A 15,518-nucleotide genomic window follows, 5' to 3' on the forward strand; every position below is an offset into this window, starting at 1 on the left:
ACCCTATCGCTCGGCCGGGCCGCATCGGGCGCCGGTGCCGCGCCCGGTGGACGAATCGAGATCGGTTACAGGTCTGCCGGTCTGCAGGTCTACCGGCCGGGCGGCCTTGCCGCGATTCTCGGCGGGAGGCTGCCCGGCCGGAAGCCGTTACGCGGCGCTGCCGGTGTCACCAATAGCCGTCGGCTGGAGCGGCTACACGGTTCCGGGGCCCTGGTAGGCGCCCATGTTGGGCGGGTTGCCGACCGGGTTTCCGTACAAGTCCCGGTCCGGAGAGCCCGGGACGAGGGTGCCCGCGCGCAGGGCGGGGGAGCCGGAACGCAGACGCAGGCCCAGGGGCAGGGCGCCGGTGGGGTCGGAGAGCAGCGGATCGGCGGTGGTGCCGCCAGGGTTCGCGGGCGTGCCGACCGTGTTCACCAGGCCGTTGTGGGAGAGGGTGACGCCGCCGCTCTTCAGGTTGAATGAGGCGGTGCCGGAGCCTTCCTTGACCACGATGTTGTTGTCGAACGTGATCTCGTGCTTCTCGGTCGTGTTCTCGTTGACGACGGTCTGGCTGACGCCCTCGCCGACGTAGATCGTGTTGTTGTGGATGCGGACGTCGTCGAAGGAGCCGCGGCAGGTCTCGACGCCTCGGAAGTGGTCGTTGCGGCTGATGTTGTAGCGGATGACCGCGTTGCCGAGCTTGCCGGTGGCGGTGCAGACGAGGAAGAATCCGCCCGCGTTGTCGTGGCTGACGTTGTATTGGAAGACGGTGCCGAAGGTGCCCTCGTCGACGTCGTACGCCATGCCGTCGCGGGTGGTCTCGCCGCCGGACACCTCGTTGTACTGGAAGACGGTGTTGTCGGCGTTCCAGGGCCACATGCCCGCGTTGTACCCGGCCGAGCGGCGCTGAAAGCCGTCTAGGCGGTTGTGCTCGACGAGGGTCCCGTCGGTCGCGGTGATGACGATGCCGTCGCCGCCGAGGTCCGCAAGAGTATTCCCGCGCACCACGATGCGGGTGGAGGGCAGGTAGGCGGGCCCGTTCGGGTCGTAATCGCCGTGCACCGGACGGTTGTTCCAGGTGGAGGCGAAGTAGATGCCTTCACGGTCGACGGTGCGGACGGTGTTGCCGGAGACGACCACGTCGTCGAACTTGGTCGGCACGGTGGAGCCGGTCACCGAGAACAAGATGCCGGCCGAGCCCTCCGTGCCCTTGGTGTCGTCGCCGAGGATGTCGTGAATGTCGAGGCCGGTGAGCCGGTAGTGGGTGCCGGTGCCGAAGTCCTGGAGCTGGACCCGTACCCCTCGCTTGTTGCGGCCGGGGTTGCCGGAGTTGGTGATCTCCAGGTTGCTCGCCTCGACCCACTGCGTGTTCTTCAGCAGCAGGGTTTCGGCGTTGCCGCCGCCGTCGATGACCGGTTTCGTGCCCTGTCCGTACGCCCCGATCACCATGGGCTTGCCCTCCCGGCCCGATCCGTTCGGGGCGAGGGTGCCGGTGCAGCGGCTGCCGCGCTTGAGCAGGATCGAGCTGCCGGTCTTCAGGTTCAGGCGGTTGACCTGGTCCAGGGTCCTCCAGGGCTGGCTGCGGGAGCCGTTCTCCTTACCGGACGCGGTCCCGCAGTCGACGTACTGGACCTGCCGGGAACTGTCGCGAGGGGCATTCACCGCTGAGGCGGCCGGTGCGGTGGATGCTGCCAGTGCGACGGCGACGAGTGCCGCACCCGCCGTGCGTACGGCCTCGGAGCGGTGTGGCAAGGGTATGTTCATCTGTCTCCGCTTTCCTTGAGTTGCTTCCCTGCCGCGCTCGGAAGCGGGCGGCCGGGCATGGGTTTCGGTTCGCATGGAGAGGCGTCGCACAGCGAGGCGGCCACTCGGAAGATGGCGTCACCTGAATCGGAGGCCGGTCCCGCCACTGTGGTCACGAGTCGGCTGCCACTGCATTCGCCGCGTCCGCTTCGTCGGCGGATCACTCCAGAAGTCCGGTGGCGCAGGTGAGAGTCCGCAGATGAGACCGGGAAATGGGACCGGGAGGTGGGGGCGGGGCTGACTCCGGCCCCCGGAGTCAGCCCGTAATTGAATCTGCCCTTGAGGCCGGCCCTCGAAGTCGATCCTTGAACAGGGACTTCAGGCGGCCTCTCGACAGCTTTGGATTTGCTGCGGTGAAAGGTAGGCCCGCGCTACCGGATGCTGAGTTCGACCCGCAGCGGCCGGTGGTCGGAGATCGCCATGTCCAGGACCCGGGCCTGCCGGGCCTCGACCCCCTGCGAGGCGAACACGTAGTCGATGCGCTCCCGCGGATTCACCGAGTCGTACGTGAAGCCGTCCCCCTTCCCGGCCACCGGCCAGGTGTCGGTGAGCCGCTTGGTCACCGAGGCGATCTCCTCGCTTTCCGGCGTCGCGTTGAGGTCGCCCACCAGCACCGTGGGAAGACGGGAGCCGTTCACGATCGTGTTGATCGCTGCCACCTGCGTGTGTCGCTCGGTCTGCGAAGTGTGCTCCAGATGCGTGTTCAGGAAGCGGAACTTCTTGCCTCGCACCATGAGGTCGGCCTCCAGCAGACCCCGCTGCTCGCCCGTCTCCGAACGGGGCAGGAGCGTGTTGTGGGAGTTCACGATCGGGAAGCGGGACAGGATCGCTGTCCCGTACTGGCGTCGCGGATCGCCCGGCTTCTCCGGGTCCAGGTCCAGGTTCGTTCCGAAGGCCAGGTGAAGGTCCAGTCGCTCCGCGAGCCACTCCGCCTGATCGACGAATTCACTGCGCGAGGCGAAGTGCCGGTCCACCTCCTGCAGGCCGATCACATCGGCCCCCGACTGCCGTACTGCCTGGGCGACATGATCCAGATTCAGAACATCGTCCGGATCCGCGCCGTGGTGAATGTTGAACGTCATCACCGTCACGTCACGTCCGGGCACCGACGCCGAGGACGCCGAGGACGCCGAGACCGAAGCCGACGCCGGCCCGGCGGCGGCCAGAGCCGTAGCCGCGGTCAACGCCGTCACCGTGATCAACGCGCATCTGTTCCACACACGAGACACACCACACCTCCGAATGGCATAGGAAGCGAACGCCAACTCACGGCGTCCCGAGGGTGGTTGAACATAACCGCACGCAGTCAAACACTCAACTGGTGAATCCTGGGGGTATGCCTGATTTCCAGTTCGGTGATGCGATGGTCCGAAATGGGTGATGCGGATTTTGATCGTGCGGCCCCCTTGACGTCGTGGCCCCTCGCCCTCAACATATCCAAAGTCCTTTAATTAAAGGGACTTTACTTACCCGGAGGGGACTCTGTGGCCGATCCGTTCCTGCCGCCGACCGACCCCCGTCGCCGTGCCGAACGCGGTCTGGCGCGGGTGTCCGCCCGTCGGCGGCCGCCCGAGCGGACCAAGGCGAGCACGCTGGACAGCAGGATCCACAACCGCGCGCTGGTTCTGGCGACGCTGTACCACCAGGGCGCGATGAGCAGATCGGAGATCGCACGGACCCTGGGGCTCACCGCCCCCACGGTGTCCGCGCTCATCGCCGAACTGGAGGGAGACGGGCTCGTCGTCGACACCGGTCCCCGCAAGGACAGCCGGCTGGGCAAGCCGGCAAGTGTGATGCGGATCGACGACGACGCCGCCCACATTCTCACCGTGGACCTGTCGGGCAGCGAGTACTTCAGCGGCGCGGTCCTCAACCTGCGCGGTGATGTGGTCCAGCGTGCCCGTGTGCGGTACGGAGACATCCTCGGCGAACCTGCCATCGAACTGGTATTTCAGCTTGTCGGCGAACTGGTGGACCTCGCACCGCGGCGCATACTCGGCATCGGGGTCGGCTCGCCCGGCATCGTCGGCGACGCCGGAGTCATTCATCACGCAGCCCATCTGGGCTGGAGCGAACTGCCGCTCGCCGCACAGCTCGCCGAACGGTTCGGTGCGCCGGCCTATGTCGGCAACGACGTGAACATCGCCGCCCTGGCCGTGCTGCACTTCCGGAACGCCAAGACGCAGAACCTCATGGTCATCACGATCGAGCACGGTGTGGGCGCGGGCCTGATCGTGGGCGGTGAACTTGTCGAGGGCGAGCAGTTCGCCGCCGGCGAGATCGGGCACGTAACGGTCGACGAGGACGGCGATCCGTGTATCTGCGGACATCGCGGATGCCTGGAGCCACTGATCGACGCGGCCGAACTGCGCATGCGCCTGGCCGGCCGTGACCCGTCCGAACACGACGCCGTACTCGCCGACGCGGGCCGGGCACTGGGCTCCGTCCTCGCCCCGATCAGCAGTGTGCTCAACCTCAACGAGATCGCCCTGCTGGGCCCGCCCGACCTTGTCGAGGGCTCCTTCCTCGACGCCGCGGCCGCGGTGATCCGGGCACGTACATACGCGCCCATCAGTGCGTCACTGACCATGCGGTCGTTCGCCGGTGACTCGGACCTGATCCTGCTCGGCGGGGCCAGCATCGTCCTCTCCGGCGAGCTGGGTGTGTGGTGAGGCACGAGCCCGTGCCCGGCCGCTGCCGGCCCCGCTCCTCTTCCTCTTCCTCTTCTTGGAACCCGCTCTTCTCGGAACCCGCTCTTCCCCGAGCTCCTTCCTCCAAGTCCCCCTTTTCACCAGGAGTTTCCATGACACGTAAAGGCATGCGGTACAGCGCAGTCGTTGCCGTCACCCTCACCGCGGCCCTCGGTGCGAGTGCCTGTTCGGGGTCGGCGGGCAGGGACTCGGGCGGCGACTCGAAGCCCCGGGCGGTCCCCGTCGTCAAGGGTGAGGGAAAGACCCTGACCGTGTGGGTGATGGATGGTGACTACTCCGACGCCACGCTCAAGGCGATGAACGACCGGTTCACCGAGCAGACGAGCGCCAAGGCGAAGGTGGAGGTCCAGAACTGGGAGGGCATCACCACCAAGATCACCACCGCACTAGCGACGTCGACCCCGCCGGACGTCATCGACATAGGCAACACGCAGGTGGCGAGCTTCGCCGCCAGCGGAGGGCTGATGGACCTCACCCCGTACACCAAGGACCTCAGGCAGGGCCAGTCCTGGCTGGCCGGCCTTGAAGAGCCCGCCACGGTGGACGGACGGCTGTACGCAGTGCCCTCGTTCGCCGGAGCCCGCGCTGTGATCTACAACAAGAAGATCTGGGCCGAGGCCGGCGTGAAGACCGTCCCCACCACCTTCGATGAACTGACCAGCGCCCTGCGCAAGATCCGCGCCGACAACCCCGCCCCCGACTTCTCACCCTTCTACCTGCCGGGCCGGTACTGGCACACCGGTGTGCAGTTCGTGTGGGACGCGGGCGGCGGCATCGCGGCGAAGCAGGGCTCCACCTGGAAGGGGACGCTCGGCACCGAAGCGGCGCAGCGCGGGCTGAACGAGTACAAGCAGTTCCAGAACGAGTTCTCCGCGCCGTCCACCCGCACCATCGACACGCTCAACCCCGACCAGACCCGGGTCTTCGCGGACGGCAAGGCATCGGCGATGAGCGCGACCAACGCCACGATCGCCCTGATCAAGAAGGCCAACCCCGCCTTCAGGGAATCCGACCTCGGGACCTTCCCGTTCCCGGGCAGGTCCGGCAAGTCCCAGCCCGTGATGCTCGGCGGATCCGACTGGGGCATCGCTGCCAAGAGCGCCAACTCGGACCTCGCGCTGCAATGGGTGAAGATCGCCACCGCGCCGGACGTGCAGAAGCAGTGGATCGCCGGCAACGACGGCTGGATCCCGAACAGCGCGGGGGCGGTCAAGGCTGCCAGCAGCGAGGCCGAACCTCTGTTCCGGGGGTTCTTCGACGCGGCCCTGCGGTCCAAGGCCACCCCGGCCGCCGCCGACTGGGCGGCAGTGGAGGGAAACAAGGACATCGACAAGGTGTTCTCCTCCATCGCCTCCGGGACCAGTAACGCGAAGCAGGCGGCCGACACCTTCGACGAGACAGTGGGCAAGGTCCTCAATGCCCAGCACTGAGCAGACCGTGCGCGGCAACCCGAAGGCGGCCTTCCCACCGTCCAGGCCCGGGCGCGCGGCCGATGCCCGGCCGCGGCGCCCCGGCGGTGCCGGAGAACGTACCGCCTCCGCACGGCACCGCGGCCCGTGGGTGGCATGGTGGCTGCTGACCCCCGCCGGGCTGGTGATGCTGGCCGTCACCGTCGCGCCGATCGCCTTCCTCGTCTACGCGTCGTTCACCGACTACGACCAACGCTCCCTGTTCACCGGCGCGTTCGACTTCGTCGGCACCCGGCAGTACACCGACCTCCTGTCGCAGTCGGAGTTCTGGGACGCCCTGACCCGGACCGTTGTGTTCACCGCCGCGATGGTGGCGGGAAGCATGGCCGTGGGAGCCGGCGTCGCCCAGCTCCTCACCCGGCTGGGGACGGCCATGCGTATGACCGTCACCATCGTCCTCATCCTCGCCTGGGCGATGCCGACGGTAGCCTCCTCCCTCGTGTGGAAGTGGCTCTTCCAGCCCGGGTACGGCGTGGTCAACTGGCTGCTCACCCAGACCGGCCTGTTCGGCGACATGACCAACACCGACTGGTCCAACAGCGCGCCCCTGGCCTATCTGTCCATCTGGCTGCTCATCGTCTGGCAGGCCGTCCCGTTCATCGCGCTCACCCTTTACGCGGCGCTGAGCCAGATGCCGTCCGAGCTGCAGGAGGCAGCCCGGCTCGACGGGGCCGGCGAGTGGCGTCTGTGGTGGTCGGTCACCCTCCCGTTCCTCCGGCCGACACTGACACTGGTGACCCTGATGTCGGTGATCTGGGACTTCAACGTCTTCAACCAGATCTGGCTCGTCTCGGCCGGAGGGCCCGACTCGGCGACAACCACGCTGGGGGTCTTTGCCTACCAGACAGCCTTCGTGGCCTTCCGCGTCGGCCAGGGCGCGGCACTGTCCGTCGTCACGACCATCATGCTGCTCGCCGTCACCGCCCTGTACATCCGACGCCTGCTGCGCTCCGGGGAGGACCTGTGACCATGCTCCGCACACGCAGCGCCCGCTCCATCGCAGCCCGGGGCCGGCTGCTCAGCAACAGCCTGGCCATCGTGTTCTGTCTCGTATGGCTGTTCCCGGTCTACTGGATGGTCAACACCGCGCTCAAGCCCCGCTCCGAGGCGATGACTGCGACGCCGCAGTTCTGGCCGGGCTCGCCCACCCTGCACAACTTCGACGTCGCGCTCAACCGGACGGGGTTCTGGACGAACCTGTGGAACAGCCTGCTCGTGGTCGGCGGAACAGTGCTTGTCGCCGTTGTGCTCGGCATGTTCGCGGCAGCCGCAGTCTCGCGGTTCCGGTTCCGCGGCCGACGCACCGTCATGGTCGCGATCCTCGTTGCGCAGATGCTGCCGGGGACAGCCCTGCTCATCCCCACCTTCCTGGTCTTCAACGAGGCCGGGCTGCTGGGTACCTACACGGGCCTGATACTCGCCTACCTCGCTCTGGCACTTCCCTTCTCGATCTGGGTGATGCGGGGATTCTTCGCGGCCATTCCCGTCGAGGTGGAGGAAGCCGCCCGCCTGGACGGAGCCTCGACCTGGCAAGTGCTCTGGAAGATCCTCTTCCCGCTGGTGCTGCCGGGCGTGATCGCGTCGAGCATCTTCGCGTTCATTGCCGCCTGGAACGACTACCTGATCGCCTACACGTTCATGAAGGACCGGAGCCAGTACACCCTGCCGGTGTGGCTGGCATCCTTCACCAACCCCGCCAGCGGAACCGACTACAGCGCGCAGATGGCCGGTTCGGTCATCTTCTCCTTCCCGGTGGTCGTGTTCTTCCTCCTCATTCAGCGCAAGTTGGTCTCCGGCATGTCGGCCGGAGCAGTGAAAGGATGACTCGCTCGATGCTCCTCCCTCGCCCCGCATCAGTGCACATCGACAACGGCGAGTTCGTCCTCGACGCTTCGACCGCGATCACCGCCGCACCGGAGCTGCGCTCCACGGCCCGCTGGCTGCAGTCGGTCCTGCGGCCCTCCACCGGCCTGGACCTGCCGCTCTCGTCCCCTCCGCCTCTCCGGTCCGAGACGCGAAGCGTGATCGACCTGAGGCTGGGCGAGTGCCTGGGTCCGGAGGCGTACCGGCTCCGGGCGACCTCCGACGGTGTCGTCATCGAAGGAGGCGACCGTGCCGGCGCCTTCTACGGATGCCAGAGCCTGCTCCAGTCGCTGCCCGCCGAGATCCACCGCCGCTCCGAGGTGACCGGGGTGCGGTGGGCGATGCCCGCCGTACGCATCGAGGACGCGCCGCGGTTCGCCTGGCGCGGCACGATGCTGGACGTGGCACGGCACTTCATGCCCAAGCACGACGTGCTGCGCTTCCTCGACCTGATGGCCATGCACCGTCTCAACACACTGCATCTGCACCTCACCGACGACCAGGGCTGGCGGGTGGAGATTCTGCGCCACCCGAAACTCACGGAGGTCGGCGCGTGGCGGCGCGAGTCCCCGCTCGGCGCGTCCCCCGACGCCCCCGGGGACGGGCGGCCGCACGGCGGCTTCTACACCCAGGACGACATCCGCGAGATCGTCGGCTACGGGGCACAGCGTCACATCACCGTCGTGCCGGAGGTCGACGTGCCCGGGCACTCCCAGGCCGCGATCGCGGCCTATCCCGAACTCGGAGTCGGTGGTGGGCAGTCGGAGGTATGGACGCGGTGGGGCGTCAACCCCCGCGTTCTCAACACCGAGGAGCCGACCGTCGACTTCTTCCGCGACGTCCTCGACGAGATCATGGATCTCTTCCCCGGCCCGGTCATCGGCGTGGGCGGCGACGAGTGCCCCACGACCGAGTGGAGCGAGGACGCGCGCAGCCAGGAATTGATGCGCGAACGCGGGCTGAGCCACGAGAGCGAGCTGCGGTCCTGGTTCGTGCGGCAACTCGGCTCGCACGTCACCTCGCGCGGGCGACGGCTCCTCGGCTGGGACGACCTGCTGGAGGACGAGGTCCCGGCTGGAACCGTCGTCGCCTCGTGGCGCGGCATGACCGGCGCCGTCACCGCGGCGCGCAGGGGCCTGCAGGTGATCGCCTGCCCGGACGACCAGGTGTATCTCGACTACCGGCAGTCCGACCGGCCCGACGAGCCGATCCCCGTTGCCGTGCCCGTAACGGTGGAAACGGCGTACGGATTCGACCCGGTGCCGCCCGAGCTGACGGACATGGAGCGCGCGCATGTCCTGGGCGGCCAGGCCAACATCTGGACCGAGCACATGGACTCACCACGGACCGTCGACTACTTCGCGTTCCCCCGCCTGTGCGCCGTCGCCGAGGCGCTGTGGACCACGGGTGACCGCAGGTACGAGGAGTTCCGCGGCCGTCTGGACCGTCATCTGGCCCGTCTGGACGCCGTCGGTGTCGAGTACCGCCGCGAGACCGGTCCGCTGCCGTGGCAGACCCGTCCGGGCATCGAGGGACGACCGTCGACGCCCGCCGAGCGGGAGGCTTTCATCGACGAGCTCGTGGCCGACATCAAGTCATAGCCACGATCGAGTTCCTGGTCGCGATCAAGCCCTGGTCGCGTGCTGTCGCGAGGCGGGCTGTTCAGTGGGTGATGCTGACCAGAACCGAGGAGAGTTGTCCCTGACCAGTGAGAACAAGGATTGCTGAGGTCCTTTGCCCACCCCTGGCGGAGGTACCTTCCAGGTGAGGACGCATATGTCGGGTCCTGTCCGACGGCCGCCGTCAGGTGCAGGAATGCCTGCACCTGACGGCGGCCGGTAGCCGGCACGTGCCCCTGTCGGCGGCCGGTGCAGGCGGTCACGGACCGGTCAGTGGGCGTTCTCGGTGGGCCGGATGCCTCGCGGGATCCAGGCCCAGACCGCAGCGGCGGCGACCAGTGCCAGGGCGGCCCCGACGGCGAAGGCCGGGGTCATGCCGTGGGTGAAGGCGCGGGCGACCTGGTCCAGGAGCGAGGCGCCGTGGGCGCCGCCGAGCTCCTGGGCGGCGTGGGCTCCCTCACCGACCGAGTTGTGTGCCGCGGCCGGCGCGTAGGCGGGCAGGCTGCTTCGGTACAGGGCCCCGGCCAGGGAGCCGAGGGACGCCACGCCGAGGGCGGCGCCGAGTTCGTAGCAGGTCTCCTCGATCGCGGCCGCACCGCTGACGTGCTCGTTGGGAGTGGCGGCCATCAGGGTGACCGAAGCCACCGTCGTGGCGAGCCCGGCGCCGAAACCGATCAGTGCGAGGGCAGCCGCCATGACGGGGTAGCCCACGTGGTCGTCACCGTCCTGCGCCAGCCAGGGCAGGACCAGCCCCGCGGCCATCAGGACCAGGCCGGCCGTTATGACATGGCGGATCGGAAGGGCGCGCATGAGAACCGGGGCGAACAGGGAGGTGACCACCAGGGCCAGCGGCGCGGGCAGCACCCGCAGCCCCGCCTGGAGGGGCGAGTAGCCCTGCGCGTACTGGAACCACTGGGTGAGCAGGAACAACACCGCACCGAGCGCGACCATGCCCAGGAAGAGGACCGTGGCCGAGACGCTGAAGGCACGGCTGGTGAACAGGCGCACATGCAGCAGAGGGTGCGCCAGTCGCAACTGACGGCGCACGAACAGCGTCAGGACGAAGGCGGCGATCGCCAGCATCAGCCAGGGCAGGGGCGTGGTGAGCCCGTTCTTGCCGAGCTGCTTGATACCGGCGGCAAGGGCCAGCATGCCGACGATGGACTGGGCGACGCCGGTCCAGTCCCAGCGCCCGGCGCGCGGTGCGAACGATTCGGGCAGCAGCCAGGCGCCGAGGGCGATGACGGTGAGCGCGATGGGGATGTTGAGCAGGAAGGCCGACTGCCAGCCGTAGTCCTCGACCAGGAGACCTCCCACGACCGGGCCCAGCGCCATGCCGCCTCCCATGACTGCCGCCCACACCGCGTACGCGAGCGCCCGCTCGCGGGCGTCGGTGAAGACGTGCCGCAGGATCGACAGCGTGGTCGGCATGATCGCGGCACCCCCGACACCGAGCAGCGCGCGGGCGGCGATCACGTGCCATGCCTCAGTGGCGGCCACCGCGCCCAGCGAGGCCGCGGCGAACAGCGCGAAGCCGACCAGCAGGAGCCGCTTGTGGCCCCACCGGTCGCCCAGCGCGCCGGCGGTCACCAGCAGTCCGGACAGGGCGAGGGCGTACACATCGATGATCCACAACTGCTCCACGGCGCCAGGCTGAAGATCGGCGACCAGTGACGGGAAAGCGACGTTGAGGATCGTGGTGTCCATGGCGATCAGCAGCAGGCTGCCGGAGAGGATTGCCAGGACGACCCAGCGGCGCGCGTGCACACGGTCTGCGACCGGGGCCACGGCGGGGCGGGACATTGAGACTCCAGGAGGTTGAGTAAGACGTTTGAGTCTTAAATGAGACATCAATGTATCATTGCCTTTTCTGTTCGGGCAATCAGGACGATGCTCGACGTCCGCATGCGAGTAGGAGGCCACGGCCACGGCTGCGAGTGCGGTTACAGGTGTGGCTGCAGGTGTGGTCACGCGTGCGACCACGTCGAAAGCGCCGCCTGCGCTGCCCGTCGATGTGGATCACGGAGTGCCCGTACCGCCTGCTCAGGTTTCGGGAGAGGGTGATGCCACCCCGGGCAAGACCCGCAGGGCGTCAGGACCGAACTGCCCATTGCGTCGTCACCGCCCCACTGCGCGCACCTCGGCGGGCCGCCACCCGCCCGGGCGGCTGCCCGTGCTTCCGGGACGTGTACAGGGACCGGGCGTGGAACCGGCCCGGTGGACTGTGGCGGGCCATCCCGGCCGGGCCGTCCTGGTGCGGGGCACATATATGGAGGACACATCCGCCCCACAACAGTTGATCGGAAAGGAACTTCCCAGTGACCCGAGTCGAAGATTCCCTGCCCGTTCTGGTGTGAGAATGGACCCCATGGACCGTCTGCTGCACCTGGACCGCATACTTGACGAACTGGACCCACCTTGCTGGACGCCCCCTGCCGCTGACGCGACCCGCTTGGTACGCAGAGTCCATGAGTTGCGGCGTGTGCGCCTGGAAGAACTCGGGCCGGCGGACCTGCGCATCCTCATCTCACAGCAGGTGGCACTGCCCTACGTCCTTCCACTCGCAGTGTGCTTGCTGCTCGAGGAGCCGCTGCTTGACGCCTCCTTCTACGAGGGCGACCTGCTGCTCGCCGCTGTCAGCGCCCCTGCTTCAGCCTGGGCCCCGCTGCCAGACCTGAACGCGAGGCTGCGCGCCGTGATCACTACGTTGCCGGAGACCGCGGTCGCTGACCTGCCCCGCGGCGGAGCCGAGGAGCTTGCCCGCTTCCTCGCGCGGCCCGAATAGCTCCCGGACGCAGTCGTGGCTCCGGCGCTCACGGAGTTGCTCACGGATGAAGCCTTGCGTGTCCCGGAGGAAAATCGTTCGGTGGGGCAGTGACCCGGCCGCGGAGAAACACGGTGTCAGTCGGCTGTCCGGCCGAACGGCTGACTTTCGATCAAGAGTGCCCTACCGTCATCCCGTGTACACGCTATCGCCTGAGGACCCGTCACACATCGGGCCGTACCTGCTCATCGGTCGTCTCGGGGCCGGTGGCATGGGGCGGGTATACCTGGCCCGTTCCGAGGGCGGCCGTACCGTGGCGGTCAAGGTTGTACACGACGGTTTTGTGCACAACCCTGAGTTCCGGCGGCGGTTCGCTCAGGAAGTCGAGTCCGCGCGCAAGGTCGGAGGGGCCTGGACCGCACCCGTCCTCGACGCAGACATCGAGGGCCCGGTGCCCTGGGTCGCGACCGGATACATTCCGGGCCCCGACCTGCACGCCGTGGTGTCGGGGGAGCACGGGCCGCTGCCACTGGCATCGGTGCTCGCCCTTGCCAACGGGCTCGCCCGGGCACTCGGCGATATCCACGGCGCAGGCCTGGTCCACCGCGATCTGAAGCCGTCCAACGTCCTGCTCACCGTCGACGGACCGCGCGTCATCGACTTCGGTATCGCGCGTGCCTTGGTGACCCCGGTCGACGGGTTCCTCACCAGGACCGGCGCTGTGATCGGATCACCCGGCTTCATGTCGCCGGAGCAGGTCCGCGGTGAACCGCGGGTCGCCCCGGCCTCGGACGTCTTCTGTCTGGGGACGGTCCTCCACTACGCAGCCACCGGCCGGACCCCGTTCGGTGCCCTGGACCGTGGGGCGCACGCACTGATGTTCCGCATCGCCGAGGAGGAGGCGGACCTGACCGGCCTGCAGCCCCCGTTGGCCGAACTGGTACGGGACTGCCTGGACAAGGACCCTCGGAACAGGCCCGCAACGGATGAGATCGCCGCCCGTACCGAGCCCTGGTCCCTGGCTGCCCGTCCGGCCTGGCTGCCCGCAGAACTCCTCGCCAGGCTCGGCTCCCAGGCGGGCCGTCTCCTGGACCAGGACGCCCCCGGACGGGTGGTCACGTCAGCGTCGATGCTGCAACCGGAGGCGGAGCCCGAAGCGAAGGGGGAATCCGAGCCGGGAAGGGAACCGGAAGCGGAGTCGATACCAAGTCCGGAGCCGACTCCCGAGCCGAAGCCGACCCTGGAGCCTTCCCCCGACCCGGAGCCTTCCCTCGCCCCGGAGCTGGATTCGGCGCCGCAGGACAGGACGATGCCGGGGGAGGCGGCACTGCACCCTCGGAGACCGAATCGGCTGCGGCGGGGGCTTGCGCTCGCCGCAGGGTTGCTCGTCCTCACCGGCGCGGGGGTCGTGCTCGCTCCGATGCTGAGAGAAGAGGGCACGGCAGGGGACGGCGATGGTACGCCGCTGCGGAGGACGTCGGCGACGCCTTCCGCCGACAACACCTCCAGTTTCGCGGGGACCTGGTCGGGCGAAGTGACGGACGGCACGGAGGAGGGAGGCATCCAGTTCGTCAGTTTCACGATCGACAAGAGGGACACGGGGACGAGGAACAGTGCGAACTTCGTCCTGCAGTACCCGGAGCGGGTCTGTATGGGACAGATCCCAGCCATGGTTGTCGAGGGCCGGCACACGGTCGTGACACATCAGGATCTGGACGCGACCGACCTGGACCAGGGGTCCTCCTGCTCACCGGAAACTCAGACGCTCACGCTCAAGGGCGAAGCGTTGGAGTGGCGAGCCGGAAACATCAAAGCCCTTCTGCGCAAGGATGCCTCAGCACATCCGAGCGAAGAAGTTCTGCAGACGTATGTGGGGTCATGGACGACCCCGGACACCAACCCGCCGATGAGTCTCGACATCCGTCACCTCAAGCCGGGAGCGGAGATCGAGTTCTCGGCAGGCGAGGGCAGCCGCTGGTGCGGTGTGACGGCTGTCGTCACCGTGGTCGCTCGGGACAGGCTCTTCGCCGCCGTGAAGGTTCCCACCCAGCCGGACATGGGTATCTGCCACGGCCACGACACCTTCGACATCCGCCCCGCCGGGAAGGACCGCCTGCGGATTCTCACCCGGCGCGGCGCCCCCTATGTCTTCACTCGCACCGGGGCCTGAGGGCGGACGACAGGGCAGGGCGACATTGGCCTGGGCGATCAGGCCGACGAAACGTCGGCCCCTGGCTGCTCCGCCCCGTCACGACGCTGGGCCCCCTCACAGAACAGGCCATACCCGCAGCCGTGTTCCAATCGCCTTCTGCGGCCCCGTCCGGGACACGACCGCCCAAGGACTCGGCATCAGCGAGAAGACCGCCCGCTCCCGACTCACCGCGCTACGCGCTGGCAGCACCGCACCGAGCCGAACCGGTCAGAACCGCCTTCGGCCTCAGGCGACTTCACCTTCCTCTACCGAACCTCCTGTCGAACGGCCGGTAAACTCGCCGGCCATGCCCATACCGAGACTTGCATGGACCACCCCGCGCCGCGTGAGAGCCGCCGCCGTCCTGGCTGCGGTATTCGCATCCGGTTGGTACCTGGGACAACCCGTCAGGCTCCCGCAGTGCGAGGCTCCGATGAAGCCCGTGCGCTACAGCAACTACTTGGCAGCCGATCTGCCCCGAGGATGCGAGGACAAGCCGCGACTCCTGGCCTGGCTCACTGGCAACCTCCGCTGATGGCAGGAGGTACGGATCGCGCTCATGGCGGCGACTTTCGGGCCTACCTCATCCGACATCCACGAAGACGATGACGATGTGTCAGCGAACGTCGACAGCGACCCCGTCGCCATAGGTTTCACGGGAGTTGACGATGGGCGGGGGCGGCTGTCCGACGGCTTCACGCATCGCAGTACCGCCGCGGTGGTCGAGCCGCGACGTACCTCCTCGGCCACGTCGGCAGGTTCCAGCGTGACGATCGCAATTACCTGACAGGCCACCCGACGACTGGGATGCATCTGGCACGGGCGGCCGGGGCCACACATATGACGGTCGCCTGCTTGGGTGCGCCCGAACATACCCAGGCGCGTGGGCTGTACTACGGCGTCGGGTAACGGGAGTTGACGCGCGAAGCCCCGCTCATCAAGGCGCAAGGCCAAGGCCAGGGCCAGGGCCAGGGCCGCGGGCTGAGGACCTTCCGTTCGGGTAGTCGCAGGTCAGGGCACGTCGGATCGGGCCACGACCTCTGTACGCGGGTGTCGTCAGCATGGCGGTTCGACCGAAGGAGGAAGCAGCGGATCACGCTGCCCGGTTCAAAAGTCACG

10 protein-coding genes are annotated in these 15,518 nt (G+C 68.1%); 7 read left to right on the forward strand and 3 right to left on the reverse strand.

Translation table 11 applies throughout. From position 1 onward, the window contains the following. Nucleotides 1-192 precede the first annotated feature (192 nt). Nucleotides 193-1,743, reverse strand: coding sequence for a right-handed parallel beta-helix repeat-containing protein (locus tag ACFYY7_RS13435; RefSeq protein WP_388660966.1), 1,551 nt, complete (start codon nt 1,741-1,743; stop codon nt 193-195). A gap of 410 nt (nt 1,744-2,153) precedes the next feature. Next, nucleotides 2,154-2,975, reverse strand: coding sequence for an endonuclease/exonuclease/phosphatase family protein (locus ACFYY7_RS13440; protein WP_388661124.1), 822 nt, complete (start codon nt 2,973-2,975; stop codon nt 2,154-2,156). Nucleotides 2,976-3,266: 291 nt separating this feature from the next. Here ACFYY7_RS13440 and ACFYY7_RS13445 point away from each other — a divergent pair, with 291 nt between their 5' ends. The 5 genes from ACFYY7_RS13445 to ACFYY7_RS13465 all read left to right on the forward strand — a co-directional run bounded on the left by ACFYY7_RS13445 (nt 3,267) and on the right by ACFYY7_RS13465 (nt 9,426). Continuing rightward, on the forward strand, nt 3,267-4,454 hold the full coding sequence (locus ACFYY7_RS13445) for an ROK family protein (protein WP_388660969.1): 1,188 nt from the start codon (nt 3,267-3,269) through the stop codon (nt 4,452-4,454). Nucleotides 4,455-4,585: 131 nt separating this feature from the next. After that, entirely contained in the window at nt 4,586-5,923 is a 1,338-nt protein-coding gene (locus tag ACFYY7_RS13450; protein ID WP_388660972.1) for an extracellular solute-binding protein, read from the forward strand. Then, nucleotides 5,910-6,929 (forward strand): carbohydrate ABC transporter permease, encoded by a 1,020-nt coding sequence (locus tag ACFYY7_RS13455; protein ID WP_388660975.1) that lies wholly within the window; start codon nt 5,910-5,912, stop codon nt 6,927-6,929. Before ACFYY7_RS13450 ends, ACFYY7_RS13455 begins: the two co-directional genes overlap by 14 nt. A 2-nt stretch (nt 6,930-6,931) precedes the next feature. After that, a complete protein-coding gene (locus ACFYY7_RS13460; protein ID WP_388660977.1) occupies nt 6,932-7,786 on the forward strand; it encodes a carbohydrate ABC transporter permease in 855 nt (284 codons plus the stop codon). A gap of 8 nt (nt 7,787-7,794) precedes the next feature. Further along, nucleotides 7,795-9,426, forward strand: coding sequence for a beta-N-acetylhexosaminidase (locus tag ACFYY7_RS13465; RefSeq protein ID WP_388660979.1), 1,632 nt, complete (start codon nt 7,795-7,797; stop codon nt 9,424-9,426). A gap of 288 nt (nt 9,427-9,714) precedes the next feature. Here ACFYY7_RS13465 and ACFYY7_RS13470 read toward each other — a convergent pair whose 3' ends face one another. Further along, the gene (locus tag ACFYY7_RS13470; RefSeq protein WP_388660982.1) at nt 9,715-11,247 is read right to left on the reverse strand and encodes an MFS transporter; all 1,533 of its coding nucleotides are present in this window, start codon (nt 11,245-11,247) and stop codon (nt 9,715-9,717) included. Between the two features lie 565 nt (nt 11,248-11,812). Between ACFYY7_RS13470 and ACFYY7_RS13475 the strand changes: the two genes are divergently transcribed. Then, nucleotides 11,813-12,229, forward strand: a complete 417-nt coding sequence (locus tag ACFYY7_RS13475; protein WP_388660985.1) for a contact-dependent growth inhibition system immunity protein — start codon at nt 11,813-11,815, stop codon at nt 12,227-12,229. A gap of 175 nt (nt 12,230-12,404) precedes the next feature. Next, entirely contained in the window at nt 12,405-14,378 is a 1,974-nt protein-coding gene (locus ACFYY7_RS13480) for a protein kinase (RefSeq protein ID WP_388660988.1), read from the forward strand. Nucleotides 14,379-15,518 lie beyond the last annotated feature (1,140 nt).

The organism is Streptomyces sp. NPDC001933 (assembly GCF_042890955.1).
Lineage (GTDB): Bacteria > Actinomycetota > Actinomycetes > Streptomycetales > Streptomycetaceae > Streptomyces.

Coding starts and splice junctions, on each gene's coding strand:
- ACFYY7_RS13465 (WP_388660979.1), top strand. CDS start 7,795: ATGCTCCTCCCTCGCCCCGCATCAGTGCACATCGACAACGGCGAGTTC.
- ACFYY7_RS13455 (WP_388660975.1), top strand. CDS start 5,910: ATGCCCAGCACTGAGCAGACCGTGCGCGGCAACCCGAAGGCGGCCTTC.
- ACFYY7_RS13450 (WP_388660972.1), top strand. CDS start 4,586: ATGACACGTAAAGGCATGCGGTACAGCGCAGTCGTTGCCGTCACCCTC.
- ACFYY7_RS13470 (WP_388660982.1), bottom strand. CDS start 11,247: ATGTCCCGCCCCGCCGTGGCCCCGGTCGCAGACCGTGTGCACGCGCGC.
- ACFYY7_RS13460 (WP_388660977.1), top strand. CDS start 6,932: ATGCTCCGCACACGCAGCGCCCGCTCCATCGCAGCCCGGGGCCGGCTG.
- ACFYY7_RS13435 (WP_388660966.1), bottom strand. CDS start 1,743: ATGAACATACCCTTGCCACACCGCTCCGAGGCCGTACGCACGGCGGGT.
- ACFYY7_RS13475 (WP_388660985.1), top strand. CDS start 11,813: ATGGACCGTCTGCTGCACCTGGACCGCATACTTGACGAACTGGACCCA.